This window comes from Pseudomonas sp. FA-1 (assembly GCF_056856075.1).
The window spans coordinates 74,030-91,183 of sequence record NZ_JBWXTH010000004.1; the positions used below are offsets into that span (position 1 = coordinate 74,030).

Annotated in this window: 13 protein-coding genes; 10 read left to right on the forward strand and 3 right to left on the reverse strand. The window is 64.9% G+C overall.

The genetic code is table 11. The annotated features are described in order from the left end of the window. Nucleotides 1-41: 41 nt before the first annotated feature. The 6 genes from AC1MHZ_RS09110 to AC1MHZ_RS09135 all read left to right on the forward strand — a co-directional run bounded on the left by AC1MHZ_RS09110 (nucleotide 42) and on the right by AC1MHZ_RS09135 (nucleotide 5,851). Nucleotides 42-788: an amino acid ABC transporter permease gene (locus AC1MHZ_RS09110; protein WP_084856001.1), complete on the forward strand. Its 747-nt coding sequence runs from the start codon at nucleotides 42-44 to the stop codon at nucleotides 786-788. After that, a complete protein-coding gene (locus tag AC1MHZ_RS09115) occupies nucleotides 789-1,460 on the forward strand; it encodes an amino acid ABC transporter permease (protein WP_084855999.1) in 672 nt (223 codons plus the stop codon). Continuing rightward, nucleotides 1,457-2,191, forward strand: a complete 735-nt coding sequence (locus tag AC1MHZ_RS09120; RefSeq protein WP_043206506.1) for an amino acid ABC transporter ATP-binding protein — start codon at nucleotides 1,457-1,459, stop codon at nucleotides 2,189-2,191. Before AC1MHZ_RS09115 ends, AC1MHZ_RS09120 begins: the two co-directional genes overlap by 4 nt. 64 nt (nucleotides 2,192-2,255) lie before the next feature. Further along, nucleotides 2,256-4,160, forward strand: coding sequence for a two-component sensor histidine kinase AauS (aauS, locus tag AC1MHZ_RS09125; RefSeq protein ID WP_084855997.1), 1,905 nt, complete (start codon nucleotides 2,256-2,258; stop codon nucleotides 4,158-4,160). Between the two features lie 13 nt (nucleotides 4,161-4,173). Beyond that, nucleotides 4,174-5,499, forward strand: a complete 1,326-nt coding sequence (gene aauR / locus AC1MHZ_RS09130; protein ID WP_482966280.1) for a two-component response regulator AauR — start codon at nucleotides 4,174-4,176, stop codon at nucleotides 5,497-5,499. 25 nt (nucleotides 5,500-5,524) lie between these two features. Then, nucleotides 5,525-5,851, forward strand: a complete 327-nt coding sequence (locus AC1MHZ_RS09135) for a GlpM family protein (RefSeq protein WP_368829702.1) — start codon at nucleotides 5,525-5,527, stop codon at nucleotides 5,849-5,851. A 69-nt stretch (nucleotides 5,852-5,920) separates the two neighbouring features. Here AC1MHZ_RS09135 and AC1MHZ_RS09140 read toward each other — a convergent pair whose 3' ends face one another. Beyond that, a complete protein-coding gene (locus AC1MHZ_RS09140; RefSeq protein ID WP_482966281.1) occupies nucleotides 5,921-6,919 on the reverse strand; it encodes an alpha/beta fold hydrolase in 999 nt (332 codons plus the stop codon). 195 nt (nucleotides 6,920-7,114) lie between these two features. On the opposite strand from AC1MHZ_RS09140, the gene metR reads away from it, so the two are divergent. Then, complete coding sequence (metR, locus tag AC1MHZ_RS09145) at nucleotides 7,115-8,032, forward strand: transcriptional regulator MetR (RefSeq protein WP_084855990.1); 918 nt, start codon at nucleotides 7,115-7,117, stop codon at nucleotides 8,030-8,032. On the opposite strand, the gene AC1MHZ_RS09150 is transcribed toward metR, so the two are convergent. After that, nucleotides 8,016-8,429: an NUDIX hydrolase gene (locus tag AC1MHZ_RS09150; RefSeq protein WP_084855988.1), complete on the reverse strand. Its 414-nt coding sequence runs from the start codon at nucleotides 8,427-8,429 to the stop codon at nucleotides 8,016-8,018. The genes metR and AC1MHZ_RS09150 overlap by 17 nt on opposite strands. Nucleotides 8,430-8,581: 152 nt before the next feature. On the opposite strand from AC1MHZ_RS09150, the gene AC1MHZ_RS09155 reads away from it, so the two are divergent. From AC1MHZ_RS09155 to AC1MHZ_RS09165, 3 genes are all read left to right on the forward strand, one after another. After that, nucleotides 8,582-12,868, forward strand: coding sequence for a DEAD/DEAH box helicase (locus tag AC1MHZ_RS09155; protein WP_482966282.1), 4,287 nt, complete (start codon nucleotides 8,582-8,584; stop codon nucleotides 12,866-12,868). Nucleotides 12,869-13,035: 167 nt separating this feature from the next. Next, nucleotides 13,036-14,655, forward strand: coding sequence for an FMN-binding glutamate synthase family protein (locus AC1MHZ_RS09160; RefSeq protein ID WP_084855985.1), 1,620 nt, complete (start codon nucleotides 13,036-13,038; stop codon nucleotides 14,653-14,655). Nucleotides 14,656-14,810: 155 nt separating this feature from the next. Continuing rightward, complete coding sequence (locus tag AC1MHZ_RS09165; protein ID WP_482966283.1) at nucleotides 14,811-15,323, forward strand: YkgB family protein; 513 nt, start codon at nucleotides 14,811-14,813, stop codon at nucleotides 15,321-15,323. Between the two features lie 103 nt (nucleotides 15,324-15,426). Here the strand turns inward: AC1MHZ_RS09165 and AC1MHZ_RS09170 are convergent, their stop codons facing one another. Next, nucleotides 15,427-16,845, reverse strand: a complete 1,419-nt coding sequence (locus tag AC1MHZ_RS09170) for an amino acid permease (RefSeq protein ID WP_084855981.1) — start codon at nucleotides 16,843-16,845, stop codon at nucleotides 15,427-15,429. Between the last annotated feature and the right edge of the window lie 309 nt (nucleotides 16,846-17,154).

Genomic DNA, 17,154 nt, shown 5'->3' on the forward strand with positions numbered 1-17,154 from the left:
TCGAAGGTGCCCGTGAAACAACCGTCTGAGGGGAAATCCCGATGAATTACAACTGGGACTGGGGCGTGTTCTTCAAGTCCACCGGCGTGGGTAGCGAAACCTACCTGGACTGGTACATCGCCGGTCTGGGCTGGACCATCGCCATCGCCATCTCCGCCTGGATCATCGCCTTGCTGCTGGGCTCGCTGCTCGGTGTGATGCGCACCGTGCCGAACCGCCTGGTATCAGGCATCGCCACTGCCTATGTGGAGCTGTTCCGCAACGTACCGCTGCTGGTGCAGCTGTTCATCTGGTACTTCCTGGTACCCGACCTGCTGCCCGAAGGCCTGCAGGAATGGTTCAAGCAGGACCTGAACCCGACCACCTCGGCGCTGATCAGCGTGGTCATCTGCCTGGGCCTGTTCACCGCCGCGCGGGTCTGCGAACAGGTGCGCACCGGCATCCAGGCCTTGCCCCGTGGCCAGGAAGCCGCTGGCCGAGCACTGGGCTTCAGCCTGCCACAGATCTACATGAACGTGCTGCTACCCCAGGCCTATCGGATCATCATCCCACCGCTCACTTCGGAATTCCTGAACGTGTTCAAGAACTCCTCGGTGGCCTCGCTGATCGGCCTGATGGAACTGCTGGCGCAAACCAAGCAGACCGCCGAGTTTTCGGCCAACCTGTTCGAAGCCTTCACCCTGGCCACGCTGATCTACTTCACCCTGAACATGGGCCTGATGCTGTTCATGCGCCTGATCGAGAAGAAAGTCTCGGTACCGGGCCTGATTTCCGTGGGGGGCAAGTAAATGGACATGGATTTCAGCGAAATCATCCCCGCCCTGCCGGCCCTCTGGGAAGGCATGGTGATGACCCTCCAGCTGATGGTCATGGGCGTTGTAGGCGGCATCGTACTGGGCACCCTCCTGGCGCTGATGCGCCTGTCGTCGAGCAAGCTGCTGTCGAACCTGGCCGGAGCCTACGTCAACTATTTCCGCTCCATCCCACTGCTGCTGGTGATCACCTGGTTCTACCTGGCGGTGCCGTTCGTGCTGCGCTGGATCACCGGCGAAGACACCCCGGTGGGCGCCTTCACCTCCTGTGTGGTGGCGTTCATGATGTTCGAGGCCGCGTACTTCTGCGAAATCGTGCGTGCCGGCGTGCAGTCGATCTCCAAGGGCCAGATGGGCGCCGCGCAGGCACTGGGCATGACCTACGGCCAGACCATGCGCCTGATCATCCTGCCCCAGGCATTCCGCAAGATGACTCCGCTGCTGCTGCAACAGAGCATCATCCTGTTCCAGGACACCTCACTGGTCTACACCGTGGGCCTGGTGGACTTCCTCAACTCGGCCCGCTCCAACGGCGACATCATCGGGCGCTCCCATGAGTTCCTGATCTTCGCCGGTGTCGTCTACTTCCTCATCAGCTTCTCCGCTTCGTGGCTGGTCAAGCGTCTGCAAAAAAGGATCGCCGTATGATTTCCATCAAGAACGTCAACAAGTGGTACGGGGACTTCCAGGTGCTGACCGACTGCAGCACCGAGGTCAAGAAAGGCGAGGTGGTGGTGGTCTGCGGCCCGTCCGGCTCGGGCAAGTCCACCTTGATCAAGTGCGTCAACGCCCTGGAGCCATTCCAGAAAGGTGACATCGTGGTCGACGGTACCTCTATCGCCGACCCCAAGACCAACCTGCCCAAGCTGCGCTCGCGGGTAGGCATGGTGTTCCAGCACTTCGAACTGTTCCCACACCTGTCGATCACCGAGAACCTGACCATCGCCCAGCGTAAGGTGCTCGGCCGCAGCGAAGCGGAAGCCACCAAGAAGGGCCTGGCCCTGCTCGATCGCGTCGGCCTGGGCGCCCATGCCAAGAAGCATCCCGGCCAGCTCTCCGGCGGCCAGCAGCAACGCGTGGCCATCGCCCGCGCGCTGTCGATGGACCCGATCGTCATGCTGTTCGACGAGCCGACTTCGGCGCTGGACCCGGAGATGGTCAACGAAGTGCTGGACGTGATGGTGGAACTTGCCCACGAGGGCATGACCATGATGTGCGTGACCCACGAGATGGGCTTTGCCCGCAAGGTGGCCAACCGGGTGATCTTCATGGACAAGGGCAGCATCATCGAGGATTGCCAGAAGGAAGACTTCTTCGGCAACCCCGAAGGCCGCCATGAGCGCACCCAGCATTTCCTCAGCAAGATCCTGCAGCACTGAGTCGGCTCGTGCCGCTGCCCGGTGCATCCGGGCAGCGGACGCTGGTCGTGACAAGGCCACTGTGATGAAATGCGACCCCTCGCTCCTTCGCCCTGCCCAACCTGTCGTGAAATCCCGCCTGATTCGCCAATTGCTGCTGCCGCCCCTGATCATCCTGTTGATGGTCGGCCTGGGCCTGGCCGGCTACCTGATCAGCGAGAGCAACGGCATCCGCACCCTGAGCGAAAACGGCGAGCGCCAGCTCGAGCTGCATGCGCGCACAGTCGAGAGCGAAATCAGCAAGTACACCTACCTGCCGAGTCTGCTGGAGCTCGAAGACAGCGTCTCGCGCCTGCTCACCGACCCCGACGGTGGTTATCGCCAGACCGTCAATGAATACCTCGAAGGCCTGAACCGCCGCAGCCGCAGCCGGGCCATCTTCGTACTCGACACCAGCGGCCGGGTCCAGGCCACCAGCAACTGGCGCGACGCCGACTCCTTCCTGGGCGAGGACCTGTCGTTCCGCGCCTATTTCCAGGATGCCGTGCGCGGCGAGCCTGGCCGCTTCTATGGCATCGGCAGCACCACCGGCGAAGCCGGCTACTACCTGGCCCACGGGCTGGAGGAGCACGGCAAGATCATCGGCGTGGCGGTGATCAAGGTGCGTCTGGACACCCTCGAGGAGCGCTGGCAACGGGCGCGCCTGGAGGCGTTCGTCAGTGACGAGAACGGCATCATCATCCTCTCCAGCGACCCGGCCCGCCGGCTCAAGTCGGTACGCCCACTCACCCCGCAGATCAAGGAACGCCTGGCGCGCAGCCTGCAGTACTACTGGTGGCCGCTGAACGAGTTGCAACCCTTGGCCCGCGAAACCCTGGCCGACGGCGTAGAAAAGCTCACCTTCCCCGCCAACAGCGAAAGCGGCCAGGGCAGACCCCAGAACATGGCCTACCTGGCCCAGACCCGGCGCCTGGTCGATACCCCCTGGCATTTCACCCTGCTCACGCCGCTGCAGGACCTGCACCGCGAATCCATGGTACAGGGCATCCTGGTGGGCGTGGCCTTCGCCCTGTTGACGATCCTGGCCATCGCCTGGAACGAACGGCGCAAGGTAATCGCCACCCGCCTTGCCGCTCGCGAAGCCCTGGAAGAAGCCAACAGCCAACTGGAGCGGCGCATCGCCGAGCGCACCGCCGACCTGCGCGCCAGCAACGAACGCCTCAAGGGGCAGATTCGCGAGCGCCGGCATGCCGAACAGACCTTGCGTCACGCCCAGGACGAACTGGTGCAGGCCGGCAAGCTGGCAGCCATCGGGCAGATGTCCACCAGCATTGCCCATGAGCTCAACCAGCCGCTGGCCGCCCTGCGGACATTGTCGGGCAACACCGTGCGCTTCCTCGAACGCGGCGCCCTGGAAACCGCCAGTACCAACCTGCGCACCATGAACGACCTGATCGACCGCATGGGGCGTATCACCGCCAGCCTGCGCTCTTTCGCCCGGCGCGGCGACGACAGCGGCCAGGCCTCGCTCCACAAGGCCGTGGAGGCCAGCCTGCAGGTGCTGGGCAACCGCATCGCCCGCTGCAACCTGCAATTGCATCGCCAGTTCGAAGACCAGCTATTGGCCATCGACCAGACCCGCCTGGAGCAGATCCTGGTCAACCTGATCGGCAACGCCCTGGACGCCATGGCCAGCCAGCCCCAACCACAACTCTGGCTGGAAGGCGAAATACAAGGCGACAAATACCGCCTGCGGGTGCGCGACAATGGCCATGGCATCGATGCCGAGGCCCGCAAGCACCTGTTCGAACCCTTCTTCACCACCAAGCCCGGCGAGCACGGCCTGGGCCTGGGCCTGACCCTGTCGGCGAGCCTTGCCGCCGCCGCCAAGGGGTCCCTGGGCGTCGAGCATCCCGCCAGCGGCGGTACCGCCTTCGTCCTCGCCCTGCCCCTGGTCACGCCCACCGGCACATCGGCTGAACCACTATGAATAAAGGGTCCCCATGAACCAAGCACCCTTGACCGTCCTGATCGTCGAAGACGACCCCCACGTGCTGCTGGGTTGCCAGCAGGCACTGGCGCTGGAGGACATCGCCTGCGAAGGCGTGGGCAGCGCTGAACAGGCGTTGGAACGCATCGGCGACGATTTCGCCGGTATCGTCGTCAGCGACATCCGCCTGCCGGGCATGGATGGCCTGGAACTGCTCGGCCGCCTCAAGGCGCGCGATCGCAGCCTGCCCGTGGTGCTGATCACCGGCCACGGCGATATCGACATGGCTGTCGGTGCCATGCGCAACGGCGCCTACGACTTCATGGAGAAACCGTTCTCCCCGGAGCGCCTGGTGGAGGTAGTACGCCGCGCCCTGGAGCAACGCGGCCTGTCTCGTGAAGTGCATGCCCTGAGGCGCCAGCTGGCTGGCCAGACCACCCTCGAGGGCCGCATCATCGGCCGCTCTGCGGCCATGCAGAGTCTGCGCGAACTGATCGCCAATGTCGCCGATACCTCGGCCAACGTGCTCATCGAAGGCGAAACCGGTACCGGCAAGGAGCTGGTCGCCCGCTGCCTGCACGATTTCAGTCGGCGCCAGGGCCAGCCCTTCGTTGCGCTCAATTGCGGTGGCCTGCCGGAGAACCTGTTCGAAAGCGAGATCTTCGGTCATGAAGCCAACGCCTTCACCGGTGCCGGCAAGCGGCGTATCGGCAAGATCGAACATGCCAATGGCGGCACGCTGTTCCTGGACGAAGTGGAGAGCATGCCGATCAACCTGCAGATCAAGCTGCTGCGCGTGCTGCAGGAACGCACCCTGGAGCGCCTGGGCTCGAACCAGAGCATCCCGGTGGACTGCCGGGTGATCGCCGCCACCAAATCTGACCTGGACGCCATGGGCCAGACCGGCCAGTTCCGCAGCGACCTGTACTACCGCCTGAACGTGGTCACCCTGGAACTGCCGCCCTTGCGCGAGCGCCGCGAAGACATCCTGCAACTGTTCGAGCACTTCCTCCAGCAGTCGGCCTTGCGCTTCGACCGCGAAGTGCCGGAGCTCGACAGCCAGACCGTGTCGCGCCTGATGGCCCATGACTGGCCCGGTAATGTGCGTGAGCTGCGCAACGTCGCCGAGCGCCATGCCCTTGGCCTGCCGGCCTTCAAGAAAAGCGCGGGCGGCGCCAGCCAAGGGCTGGGGTTCGCCGAGGCAGTGGAGGCCTTCGAGCGCAACCTGCTGAGTGACGCCCTGCAACGCACCGGCGGCAACCTCAGCCAGGCCAGCCAGGAGTTGGGCATGGCCAAGACCACCCTGTTCGACAAAGTGAAGAAATACGGCCTGAGCTGAACCAAGGAATGCCAACGTGGACCTGATACTCAAGGCCAGCCTGGGCGCCACCGTCGTGGTGCTCCTGGCCATTCTTTCCAAGACGCGCAACTACTACATCGCCGGGTTGGTGCCACTGTTTCCGACTTTCGCCCTGATCGCGCATTACATCGTCGGCAAGGGCCGGTCATTGGCGGACCTGAAGACCACCATCCTATTCGGCATGTGGTCGATCATTCCCTATTTCATCTACCTGGCGGCCTTGTACGTGCTGGTCGACAGAATGCGCCTGGAGGCCTCGCTGGCCCTGGCCACAGTGGCCTGGCTGGTGGCGGCGACGGTGTTGGTCACTTTGTGGATGCGCTTTCATTGAAACAGCTGGGGCCGCGTTGCGGCCCAATCGCGGCACAAGGCCGCTCCTACAGGGTCTGTGACGGTCCGGTTACAGAAGCCCTGCCACGTGCCTTGGCGCTTGGCGATGCGATTTCAGGTAAGGCAGCACCGCCGCCAGCAACGGCCCCTTGAACGGCTCCTGGAAGCGATGGGCCAGGCCCGGAATCAATCGCAGCTGGCTGCCCTGGATATGCGCCGCCAGGTGCACCCCATGCATCACCGGCAACAGCGGATCGGCCGTGCCGTGCACCACCAACGTCGGCACGCGCAGTTGGTTGAGCAGCGCCACCCGGCTGGGCTCGGCGAGGATCGCCATGATCTGGCGCTTGACGCCGTCCGGGTTGAACGCCCGGTCATAGGCGTCCGCAGCCTGTTGCAGCAACGCTGCGCGCTCGTCGGCGATATCGGGGCTGCCCAAGGCGGCCAGCAGGTCGGCCTGGTGCTCGATGGCCATAGCCCGGTTGGGCGCATCGCGGCGCGCCAACAGTTGCACCAGCGCCGGGCTGGGCGCCGGCAGGCCTGCGTCGCCGGAACTGGACATCACCAGCGTCAGGCTACGCACGCGCTGTGGGGCCATGGCTGCCAGATGCTGGGCGATCATGCCACCCATGCTGACCCCCAGTACATGGAACTGCTCCACCTCCAGCGCATCCATGAGCCGCAAGCCGTCGGTGGCCATATCGGTCAAGGTATAGGGTGCAACCACCGGCAACCCCAGCTTGTAGCGCAGCAATTCTACGGTCAGGCTGGCCGAGGCCGGCGCTTGGTTCCAGCGTGACAAGCCGACATCGCGATTGTCGTAGCGAATGACGCGAAAACCCTGCCGGCACAGGGCCTCGACCACATCGTCGGGCCAATGGATCAACTGCCCCCCCAGGCCCATGACCAGCAGCAATACAGGGTCCGACGGCGCACCGACGCTTTGGTAGACCACGCTCAGCTCGCCCAGCTCGGCCCGTTGCACCGGCACCTGGGCGTCGCAGCGCTGAGCCGCCGCAGCGGCTGGCACACTGACCAACAAGAATAAAAAGACCAATAAAGCCCGCATGAAAGAAACACCAGAATGCAGATCCCCAGTAGAGCGCGAGTCTGATGAAATCCCTTCGAGCGCGCTGCCACAAAACCATGACAGTTTGATTAAGGCTGCCGGGCGGTCATCTGCGCCGTACTCGACAGCAACGCACAACATGAGGGAAACTCAAGCATCTGCACCCATTGTCCAGTGTTACCCCCGGAGTCATCTGTGCTGGAAATCCGCCACCTGAAAACCCTTCATGCCCTGCGCGAGGCCGACAGCCTGGTGGAAGCCGCCGAACGCCTGCACCTGACCCAGTCGGCCCTCTCGCACCAGTTCAAGGAACTGGAAGAGCGCCTGGGCATGACCCTGTTCGTGCGCAAGTCCAAGCCGATCCGCTTCACCAGCGCCGGCCTGCGCCTGCTGCAGTTGGCCGACGCCACTCTGCCCCTGCTGCGTGGTGCCGAGCGTGATATCGCACGCCTGGCGGGCGGCACTGCAGGGCGCTTGCATATGGCCATCGAATGCCACAGTTGCTTCCAGTGGCTGATGCCCACCATCGACCAGTTCCGCGACGCCTGGCCGGAAGTGGAGCTCGACCTGGCCTCAGGCTTCGCCTTCGCCCCACTGCCGGCCCTGGCCCGTGGCGACCTGGACTTGGTGGTGACCTCCGACCCGGTGGACCTGCCCGGCATCACCTACGTGCCACTGTTCACCTACGAGGCGATGCTCGCCGTGGCCAACCAGCACCCGTTGGCCGGCAAGCCCTATATCGTGCCCCAGGACCTGCTGGACCAGACCCTGATCACCTACCCGGTGGAGCGCGACCGCCTGGACATCTTCACCCGCTTCCTGGAGCCGGCCGATATCGAGCCGGCTGCGGTGCGCACTTCGGAGCTGACCGTGATGATGATGCAACTGGTGGCCAGCGGCCGTGGCGTATGCGGCATCCCCCATTGGGCACTGCACGAGTACAGCTCGCGGGGCTACGTCAAGGGCAAGCGGCTGGGCGAAAAGGGCCTGTTCGCCACGCTCCACGCTGCGGTGCGCACCGACATGCTCGATGCGCCGTACATGCGCGACTTCCTGCTGACGGCCAAGGACACCTCGTTCTCGACCCTCGACGGCGTCAGCGCGGTGCGTTGAGCACCTGGCGATAGAGCGGCAGGATCAAGTCGCGGGTCAGGGGCGCCAGCTCAAGGTCCGGGGCCTGATCAGCGGCCAGCCAGACCACTTCTTCGATCTCTGCTGCCGGGGCGACGTCCTCGGCGCTGTCGACCCGGAACAGCTCGGCCTGGACTTCAAAGCCTGGCTCATTGGCGGCCGGTGCGCTGAACTGGCCAAGATAGACCGCTTGTGTGGGGTCCAACCGCAGCCCCAGCTCCTCATGCAGCTCACGCACCAACGCCGCTTGGGGCGACTCGCCAGCATCGATCTTGCCACCGGGCTGCATGAACGCCTGGGTGCCACGCTTGCGAACCAGCAGGGTACGGCCTTGCGGGTCGATCAGCAGGGCGGCGGCGATACGGATGGTCTTGGACATTGAGGGGCTCGCTGGACAACGGAAGACGGCGGGCAAGGATCCCATGCACGTCGGGGGCTGACAAGCTGCCCGCTCCTACAGAAGGGCCGCGGCAGACGGTCCAGGACGAACGGCCCCTTGCCAACCCGACCTTCACCCGCCATAAACAACACATGAACCTCCCAGCCCAGCAGCACCCCGTGCTCGACCTGTTCCACCCCGCCATCGGCGCCTGGTTCCGGCAGCACTTCGCCACGGTCACCGACGCCCAGGCCCGGGCCTGGCCGCTGATTCACGCCGGCCAGTCGATGCTGCTCGCTGCGCCGACGGGCTCAGGCAAAACCTTGAGTGCCTTCCTGGCCGTGCTCGACGAGCTGTTTCGCCAAGGCCTGAAGCATGGCGGCGAGCTGCCCCCGCACACCCAGGTGGTCTATGTATCGCCACTCAAGGCGCTGTCCAACGACATTCGCCTGAACCTCGACCTGCCGCTGGCCGGCATCGGCCAGGCGCTGCGAGATCAAGGGTTGAAGGCGCCGCGCATCACCACTGCCGTGCGCACCGGTGATACACCGCAAAAAGAACGCGCAGCCATGCGCAAGCTGGCACCGCATATCCTGGTGACCACGCCCGAATCGCTCTATGTGCTGCTCGGCTCGGCCTCCGGCCGCAAAGGCCTGGCAGCCGTGCACACGGTGATCGTCGATGAGATCCACGCCCTGGCCGGCAACAAGCGAGGCTGTCACCTGGCCCTGACCCTGGAGCGCCTGCAGGCGCTGTGCGGCCGGCCCCTGCGGCGCATCGGCCTGTCCGCTACGCAGCGCCCCGTGGAGCGGGTGGCGCAGTTTCTGGTCGGTCACCAGCGTCCGTGCGCCATCGTCGACGTCGGCCATGCGCGCCACCGCGACCTGGCCATCGAAGTCCCGCCGGTACCGCTGGGGGCGGTAATGGCCACCGATGTCTGGGGCCTGGTCTACGACCGTATCGCCGCGCTCGCCCGAGAGCATCGCACCACCCTAGTGTTCGTCAACACCCGGCGCCTGGCCGAACGCCTGACCCGGCACCTGAGCGAGCGCCTGGGCCAGGATGCCGTGGCGGCGCACCATGGCAGCCTGGCCAAGGAACACCGCCTGGCAGCCGAACAGCGTCTGAAGGCAGGCCAGCTGCAGGTGCTGGTGGCCACCGCCTCGCTGGAGCTGGGCATCGACATCGGCGAAGTCGAGCTGGTCTGTCAGATCGCCTCGCCCGGCTCGATCTCGGCGTTTCTGCAACGTGTCGGACGCTCCGGGCACCAGGTCGAAGGCATCCCCAAGGGGCGGCTGTTCCCGACCTCGCGGGACGACCTAATCGAATGCGTGGCCTTGCTCGAAGGTGTGCGCCAGGGCGAACTCGATCAACTGCAGATACCCCGCGCACCGCTGGACGTACTGGCCCAGCAGATCGTCGCCGAAGTGAGCAACCAGCCCTGGCCGGAGCAGGCCCTGTACGACTGCCTGCGCCAGGCCATGCCCTATGCCGGGCTGGACCCAGCGCACTACCAGGCGCTGCTGCGCATGCTCGCCGAGGGCTACAACGGCCGCCAGGGCGTGCGCAGCGCCTACCTGCACCGCGATGCCGTCAGCGCCACCCTGCGCGGGCGCCGCGGCAGCCAGCTGACGGCGTTGACCAGCGGCGGCACCATTCCCGAGACCGCCGACTATGCCGTGCTGCTCGAACCCCAGTCGCTGAACATCGGCAGCGTCAACGAAGACTTCGCCGTGGAAAGCATTGCCGGCGATATCTTCCAACTGGGCAACGCGTCCTATCGCATTCTGCGGGTCGAGCCTGGCCGGGTACGAGTCGAAGATGCCCATGGCCTACCGCCGACCATTCCATTCTGGCTCGGCGAGGCTCCGGGGCGCAGCGATGAGTTGTCCGCCGCCGTCGCCCGCCTGCAGGCGCAGGTCGACGAACGCTTGCAGGCCAGCGGCGGACAATTCGAACCGGTACTGGCGTGGTTGCAGCAGGCGTTCGGGCTGGAAGAAGGCAGCGCCAGCCAGTTGCTCGACTATCTCGGGCAGGCCTGGCGGGTGCTCGGCGCCCTGCCCTCGCAGGAAACGCTGGTGATGGAACGCTTCTTCGACGAAACCGGCGGCACCCAATTGATCATCCATTCGCCCTACGGCAGCCGGATCAACCGCGCCTGGGGGCTGGCGCTGCGCAAACGCTTCTGTCGTACCTTCAACTTCGAGCTGCAGGCCGCGGCCAGCGAAGACGCGATCGTGCTGTCGCTGTCCACCAGCCACAGCTTCGAGCTCGATGAAGTCTGGCGCTACCTGGCCAGCCGCAGCGCCGAGCCGATCCTGGTCCAGGCCCTGCTCGACGCCCCACTGTTCGGCGTGCGCTGGCGCTGGAACGCCGCCGTAGCCCTGGCCTTGCCGCGTTATGTCGGCGGGCGCAAGGTGGCGCCACAGATCCAGCGGATGAAGAGCGAAGACCTGATCGCGGCGGTGTTCCCCGACCAGATCGCCTGCCTGGAGAACATCGCCGGCGAACGGCAGATCCCGGACCATCCGCTGGTGGAACAGACCCTGGACGATTGCCTGCACGAGGCCATGGACAGCGAAGGCTGGCTGGCCCTGCTGCGACGCATGGAACAGGGCGAGATACGCTTGCTCGCCCGCGACCTGCCCGCACCCTCCCCCTTGGCTGCGGCCATTCTCAATGCCCGGCCCTATACCTTCCTGGACGATGCCCCGCTGGAGGAGCGCCGGACCCAGGCGGTACTCAACCGGCGCTGGAACGAAGTGCACAGTGGCGATGACCTGGGGGCATTGGATATCGAGGCCATCGCCGCCGTGCAGGCCGAGGCCTGGCCACAACCGGGCAATGCCGACGAGATGCACGAAGCCTTGATGAGCCTGGGCGCTATCACTGCTGGGGAAATCCACCAGGGCAACGACTGGCCAGGCCTGCTGGCCCCGTTGGCCCAGGCAGGCCGTGCGTGCCTGCTGCGCAGCGGCGAAACGGCCCTGTGGCTGGCGCGCGAACGCCTGAGCCTGCTGCTGGCGTGCTACCCAGATGCCAGTCTGGAACCTTCGCTGGGCCTGCTGCCGGGGTTCGACCAGCCTTTGCAAAGAGATACCGCGCTGGTCGAGCTGTTGCGCGCGCGGCTCAGCGGTTTCGGCCCGCTGACGGTGGCCCAGATTACTGCACCACTGGGCCTGGCCGGCAGTGATGTCGAACAGGCCCTGGTCCGCCTGGAAGTGGAAGGCTATGTCCTTCGCGGTCACTTCAGCCCTGGCCAGCAGAACCTGCAGTGGTGCGAGCGGCATCTGTTGGCGCGCATCCATCGCTACACGGTCAAGCGCCTGCGTCGGGAAATCGAGCCGGTGACCCTGCAGGACTACATGCGCTTCCTGTTCGACTGGCAGCACCTGGCGGCCGACGAACGCCTGAGAGGGCCGCAGGCAGTGGCCGAAGTACTCGGCCAGTTGCAAGGCTTTCCCAGCGCGGCTGGGGCCTGGGAGGCCGAACTGCTGCCCGCCCGGATCAAGGACTACAGCCCGCACTGGCTCGACGATGCCTGCCGCAGTGGCCAATGGGCCTGGAGCCGCCTGGCGACGACGCTGTCCAGCAGCACCCTGTCCAGCACACCGCTGGTACTGTTGCCGCGCGAGTACCTGGGCCTCTGGCGCAGCCTGGCACCAATGCCCGCGCTCGATGACCTGGCGCCACGGGCGCAACGGGTGTACGAGACACTGCAGACCCAGGGCGCCCTGTTCTTCGACGAGCTCACCCAGGAAGCCCACCTGCTGCCCAGCGAACTGGAAACCGCATTGCAGCAATTGGTGGGCGCCGGGCTGGTCGGAGCCGACAGCTTCACGGGCCTGCGCAGCCTGATCACACCCGCCGCCAAGCGCACCTCACGCAACAGCCGTCGCGGGCGCCCGCCGATGGCCAGCGACATGGCTCAGGCTGGGCGCTGGGCGTTGCTGCGTCGTGGCAATACCATGCCGGACGCCGACCAACGCCTGGAACACGTTGCCCGGACCTTGCTACGCCGCTACGGCGTGATCTGCTGGCGCCTGTTGGAGCGCGAGAGCGACGTGCTGCCTCCCTGGCGCGACCTGTTGCGTTGCTACCACCGGTTGGAGGCCCGGGGCGAAATCCGCGGCGGGCGATTCATTGCCGGGCTGGCCGGGGAGCAGTTCGCCCTGCCGGAGGCGGTCGCGCTGCTGCGCCAGGTACGACGCCGGGCAGCGGAAGGCGGGCTGGTGATGATCAGCGCCTGTGATCCGTTGAATCTGCTGGGGACGCTGTTGCCAGGCAGCAAGGTGCCTGCGGTGGTCGGCAACCGGCTGCTGTACCGCGACGGCGTGCCGGTGGCCACACGGGTGGCGGGGCGCTACGAGTATCTGCTGGAGGCATCGTCCGCAGAGCAGGAGGCCTGGCGGCAGCGCCTGTTGCGCGATATCGCCTGAATCCATACGACCGCATCGCGGGACAAGTCCGCTCCCAAAGGCCAGCGCCGATGACTGATCTTTCATCTTCCCGGCCCGCTATCGGCTGGCAATGCGCTACCCAATGGAGCTATGGTCGGGGCCTGCCCAGGCCCTGAGCCTGACCGAGCCATCCGCAAGGACCCCGTATGAGCCTGTCACTTCTCAGTCGCTATGCCTTTTTCGCCGCCTGTGTCCTGTTCACCCTGGCGAGCCTGCCCTTCCTGCACCACGAATGGCTGTGGCCGTTCACCCTCGCCACCGCCGTGCTTAGCCTGATCGGCCTGTTCGACCTGCTGCAGCAACGCCACGCGGTGCGGCGCAACTACCCGATCCTGGGCAACATCCGCTACCTGGTCGAAGCGATTCGCCCGGAAATCCGCCAGTACCTGCTCGAAGCCGACAGCGATGCCCTGCCCTTCTCCCGCGCCCAGCGTTCGCTGGTGTATGCCCGGGCCAAGAACGAAGCGTCGGACAAGCCCTTCGGCACCTTGATCGACGTATACGAATCAGGCTTCGAGTTCATCGGCCACTCCATGCGCCCGGCGCCCCTGGCTGATCCAGCAAGCTTTCGCGTGACCGTCGGCGGCCCGCAGTGCAGCCAGCCGTACTCGGCCTCGATCTTCAACATTTCGGCCATGAGCTTCGGTTCGCTGAGCGCCAACGCCATCCGAGCGCTCAACCAGGGGGCCAAGCTCGGCAATTTCGCCCATGACACCGGCGAAGGCAGCATCAGCCCTTACCACCGCGAGAATGGCGGCGATCTGGTCTGGGAGCTGGGTTCAGGCTACTTCGGCTGCCGCACCCCGGACGGGCGCTTCGACCCCGAGCGTTTCGCCGAACAGGCGCGCGACCCGCAGGTGCGCATGATCGAGATCAAGATGAGCCAGGGCGCCAAGCCCGGCCACGGCGGCATCCTGCCCAAGCACAAGGTGACCGAGGAAATCGCCGCCACCCGCGGCGTGCTGATGGGCGAAGACTGCATCTCGCCATCGCGCCACAGTGCCTTCTCCACGCCCATCGAGATGATGCAGTTCATCGCCCGCCTGCGTGAGCTGTCCGGCGGCAAGCCGGTGGGCTTCAAGTTCTGCCTGGGCCACCCCTGGGAATTCATGGGCATCGCCAAGGCCATGCTGGAAACCGGCATCCTGCCGGACTTCATCGTGGTGGACGGCAAGGAGGGCGGCACAGGCGCCGCACCGGTGGAGTTCACCGACCATATCGGTGTGCCATTGCGCGAAGGTCTGTTGTTCGTGCACAACACCCTGGTGGGCCTGAACCTGCGCGACAAGATCAAGCTCGGCGCCAGCGGCAAGATCGTCAGCGCCTTCGACATCGCCAGCGTACTGGCCATCGGCGCCGACTGGGCCAACGCGGCTCGCGGCTTCATGTTCGCCATTGGTTGTATCCAGTCGCAGAGCTGCCACACCAATAAATGCCCCACCGGTGTAGCGACCCAGGATGCCCTGCGCCAGCGCGCGCTGGTGGTACCAGACAAGGCCCAACGCGTGCTCAACTTCCACCACAACACCTTGCGCGCCCTGGCCGAGATGCTTGCCGCGGCAGGCCTGGAACACCCGGCACAGCTGGAGGCCAAGCACCTGGTGCGGCGTATCTCCGCCACCGAGATCAAGCTGTTTTCGCAGATGCACGTGTTCCTCAAGCCAGGCGAGTTGCTCACCGGTGAGGTCAACGGGCAATTCTATTCACGCATGTGGCAGATGGCCCGGGCCGACAGTTTCGAGCCGCATAGTGAAATAGCCGCCTGAGGCGACCATGCCCGGTGCGCCTGTTCCGGGAACAGGTGCATCGGGTAATTCAGAGAATATTCCTACAACAAGCAGGGCCAGATCCTACCCACCCGTTAAATGGTCGTTAATCCGCGAACGACACGCTCGGTGCCTCTCATCCAGGAGTGCGCATCATGAGCCCAACCGACAATCCGACCTCTCCCGTTACCCGTACCGCATCGCTCCCGCAGCAACTGCTGCAAATAGGCAGGCACATCGCTGTGCTGGGCGTGGTCATGCCCATGTTGATGATCGGCCTGCTCAAGTTCACCTTCATCGAAGTCGAGGCGCTCAAGCCGCTCATCAGCCAGACGCCTTGGCTGGCCTGGTTGTACGCAGTATTTGGCGAGGCAGGGACATCCCACCTGCTGGGGGTGGTGGAGATACTGGCCGCCATGCTGCTAATAGCCAGCCGATGGTCGGTCAGGGCAGCCATTGCCGGTGGAGCGCTGTGCACGCTCACCTTCGCCACGACACTGTCGATCATGCTGGCCGTGCCGATCTGGGAGGCTGCTTCAGGCGGATTCCCCTGGCTCAATCGCGCGGGCAGTTTCCTGATCAAGGACCTGGCGCTGCTGGGTGTGAGCCTTGTGGTATTGGCTGAGGGGCTAGCTCGCCATCAAGCTCGGAAAATCACCCGCCCCTAGCCACTCCATTGATGGCACAAGGCTGCTCCTACAGGGCTACGCAATCGCCTGTGAGCAGCCTTGTGCCGCGAATGGGCCGCAAAGCGGCCCCGAGGGCATGGGATCAGGAAGCGGTGCTCGCCGCACCTTGCGCGTCTTTCGGCGCCAGGCGGAACGCGTAGTACAGCACCGTCAGCAGGACCAGGAACGCCGGGCCGATGTACAGGGCCACACGGGTGTCCTCGAAATAGGCCATCAGGCCCACCACCAACACCAGGAAGGCCAGGGCCAGGTAGGAGCTCAGTGGCCACAGCCACATGCGGTACTTCAGCGCCTGACGCTCGGCGGTGGACAAGCCGGCACGGAACTTGAGCTGGGCCAGCAGGATCATCACCCACGTCCAGATCGCACCGAAGGTGGCGATCGAGGTCACCCAGACGAACACTTTCTCCGGCACCAGGTAGTTCGCCAGCACGCCCAGCAGCAAGGCACCGATCGACAGCAGCAGCGCATTGCGCGGCACGCCGCTTTTCGAAGTGCGGGCGAAGGGCGCCGGGGCCTGGCCGTTCTGCGCCAGGCTGTAGAGCATGCGCCCGGTGCTGAAGATGCCGCCGTTGCACGAGGACAGTGCGGCGGTGATCACCACGAAGTTGATGATACCGGCGGCGGTCTTGATACCCAGGCGCTCGAAGGTCATCACGAACGGGCTGCCCTGACTGCCGATCTCGTTCCAGGGGTAGATCGACAGGATCACGAACAGCGCACCGACATAGAAGAGCAGGATGCGCCAGAACACCGAGCCGATGGCCTGTGGGATGGTTTTCTGCGGGTTGCGTGCTTCACCGGCGGTCAGGCCGATCATCTCTACGCCCAGGTAGGCGAACATGACCATCTGCAGCGACATCAGCACGCCGGTCACACCGTTGGGCATGAAGCCGCCATTGCTCCACAGGTTGGAGATACCCACAGCCACGCCGTCGTTACCGAAGCCGAAAGCGATGATGCCGATACCGCCCAGGACCATGGCAATGATGGTGACGATCTTGATCAGGGCGAACCAGAACTCGAACTCGCCGAACGCCTTGACCGCGATCAGGTTGATCGCCCCCATGCTGCCCAAGGCGGCCAGGGCCCAGATCCAGCGCGGCACGTCGGGGAACCAGATACCCATGTAGATGGCCACCGCGGTGATTTCCGCGACACAGGTCACCAGCCACAGGAACCAGTAGTTCCAGCCAGTGAGGAAGCCCGCCAGCGGGCCGAGGTAGTCCTGGGCATAGCGGCTGAAGGAGCCGGCTACCGGGTTGTGCACGGCCATTTCGCCGAGCGCGCGCATGATCACCAGGATGGCCAGGCCACCGATGATGTAGGAAAGCATGATCGCAGGACCGGCCATTTCGATGGCCTTGGCTGAACCGAGGAACAGGCCTACACCGATACAGGCGCCCAGCGCCATCAGACGGATGTGCCGTTCGCCCAGCTCGCGCTTGAGTGGGCCGCCCTGGGCGGTCTCACCATGGGCAGGGTGGTTGCCGACTGGCATAGCAATACAACCTCATTTTGTTATTGGATTGACCTTCGCGCAGAACCGGCCAGGCCGATGGGCGTGGCGTCGTCTTGCCGGGCGGGCCTCGTGGGCCGGCCTGTCCGCCGGTGAACGGCAGGACGAAGGGGTCGAGCAGTATAGGAATCCGCCTGTAGGGCTTTTCACTATATAAACAGGGAAATTTGGAGAGAATTCTCGGCCCAAAACCCTTTCACCGAAGGCATAAATTCCTTCCGCCCCACCCTTGCGAAGAATGGGGGCGGCTACCATAGCAACATTGCCCAAGAATGGAAGCCGCACCAAAGC

What these genes read in the sequence shown, in the direction of transcription:
- AC1MHZ_RS09155 (WP_482966282.1), top strand. Translation starts at nt 8,582, where the DNA reads ATGAACCTCCCAGCCCAGCAGCACCCCGTGCTCGACCTGTTCCACCCC.
- AC1MHZ_RS09115 (WP_084855999.1), top strand. Translation starts at nt 789, where the DNA reads ATGGACATGGATTTCAGCGAAATCATCCCCGCCCTGCCGGCCCTCTGG.
- AC1MHZ_RS09170 (WP_084855981.1), bottom strand. Translation starts at nt 16,845, where the DNA reads ATGCCAGTCGGCAACCACCCTGCCCATGGTGAGACCGCCCAGGGCGGC.
- aauR (WP_482966280.1), top strand. Translation starts at nt 4,174, where the DNA reads ATGAACCAAGCACCCTTGACCGTCCTGATCGTCGAAGACGACCCCCAC.
- AC1MHZ_RS09110 (WP_084856001.1), top strand. Translation starts at nt 42, where the DNA reads ATGAATTACAACTGGGACTGGGGCGTGTTCTTCAAGTCCACCGGCGTG.
- AC1MHZ_RS09165 (WP_482966283.1), top strand. Translation starts at nt 14,811, where the DNA reads ATGAGCCCAACCGACAATCCGACCTCTCCCGTTACCCGTACCGCATCG.
- aauS (WP_084855997.1), top strand. Translation starts at nt 2,256, where the DNA reads ATGAAATGCGACCCCTCGCTCCTTCGCCCTGCCCAACCTGTCGTGAAA.
- AC1MHZ_RS09150 (WP_084855988.1), bottom strand. Translation starts at nt 8,429, where the DNA reads ATGTCCAAGACCATCCGTATCGCCGCCGCCCTGCTGATCGACCCGCAA.
- AC1MHZ_RS09140 (WP_482966281.1), bottom strand. Translation starts at nt 6,919, where the DNA reads ATGCGGGCTTTATTGGTCTTTTTATTCTTGTTGGTCAGTGTGCCAGCC.
- AC1MHZ_RS09160 (WP_084855985.1), top strand. Translation starts at nt 13,036, where the DNA reads ATGAGCCTGTCACTTCTCAGTCGCTATGCCTTTTTCGCCGCCTGTGTC.
- AC1MHZ_RS09120 (WP_043206506.1), top strand. Translation starts at nt 1,457, where the DNA reads ATGATTTCCATCAAGAACGTCAACAAGTGGTACGGGGACTTCCAGGTG.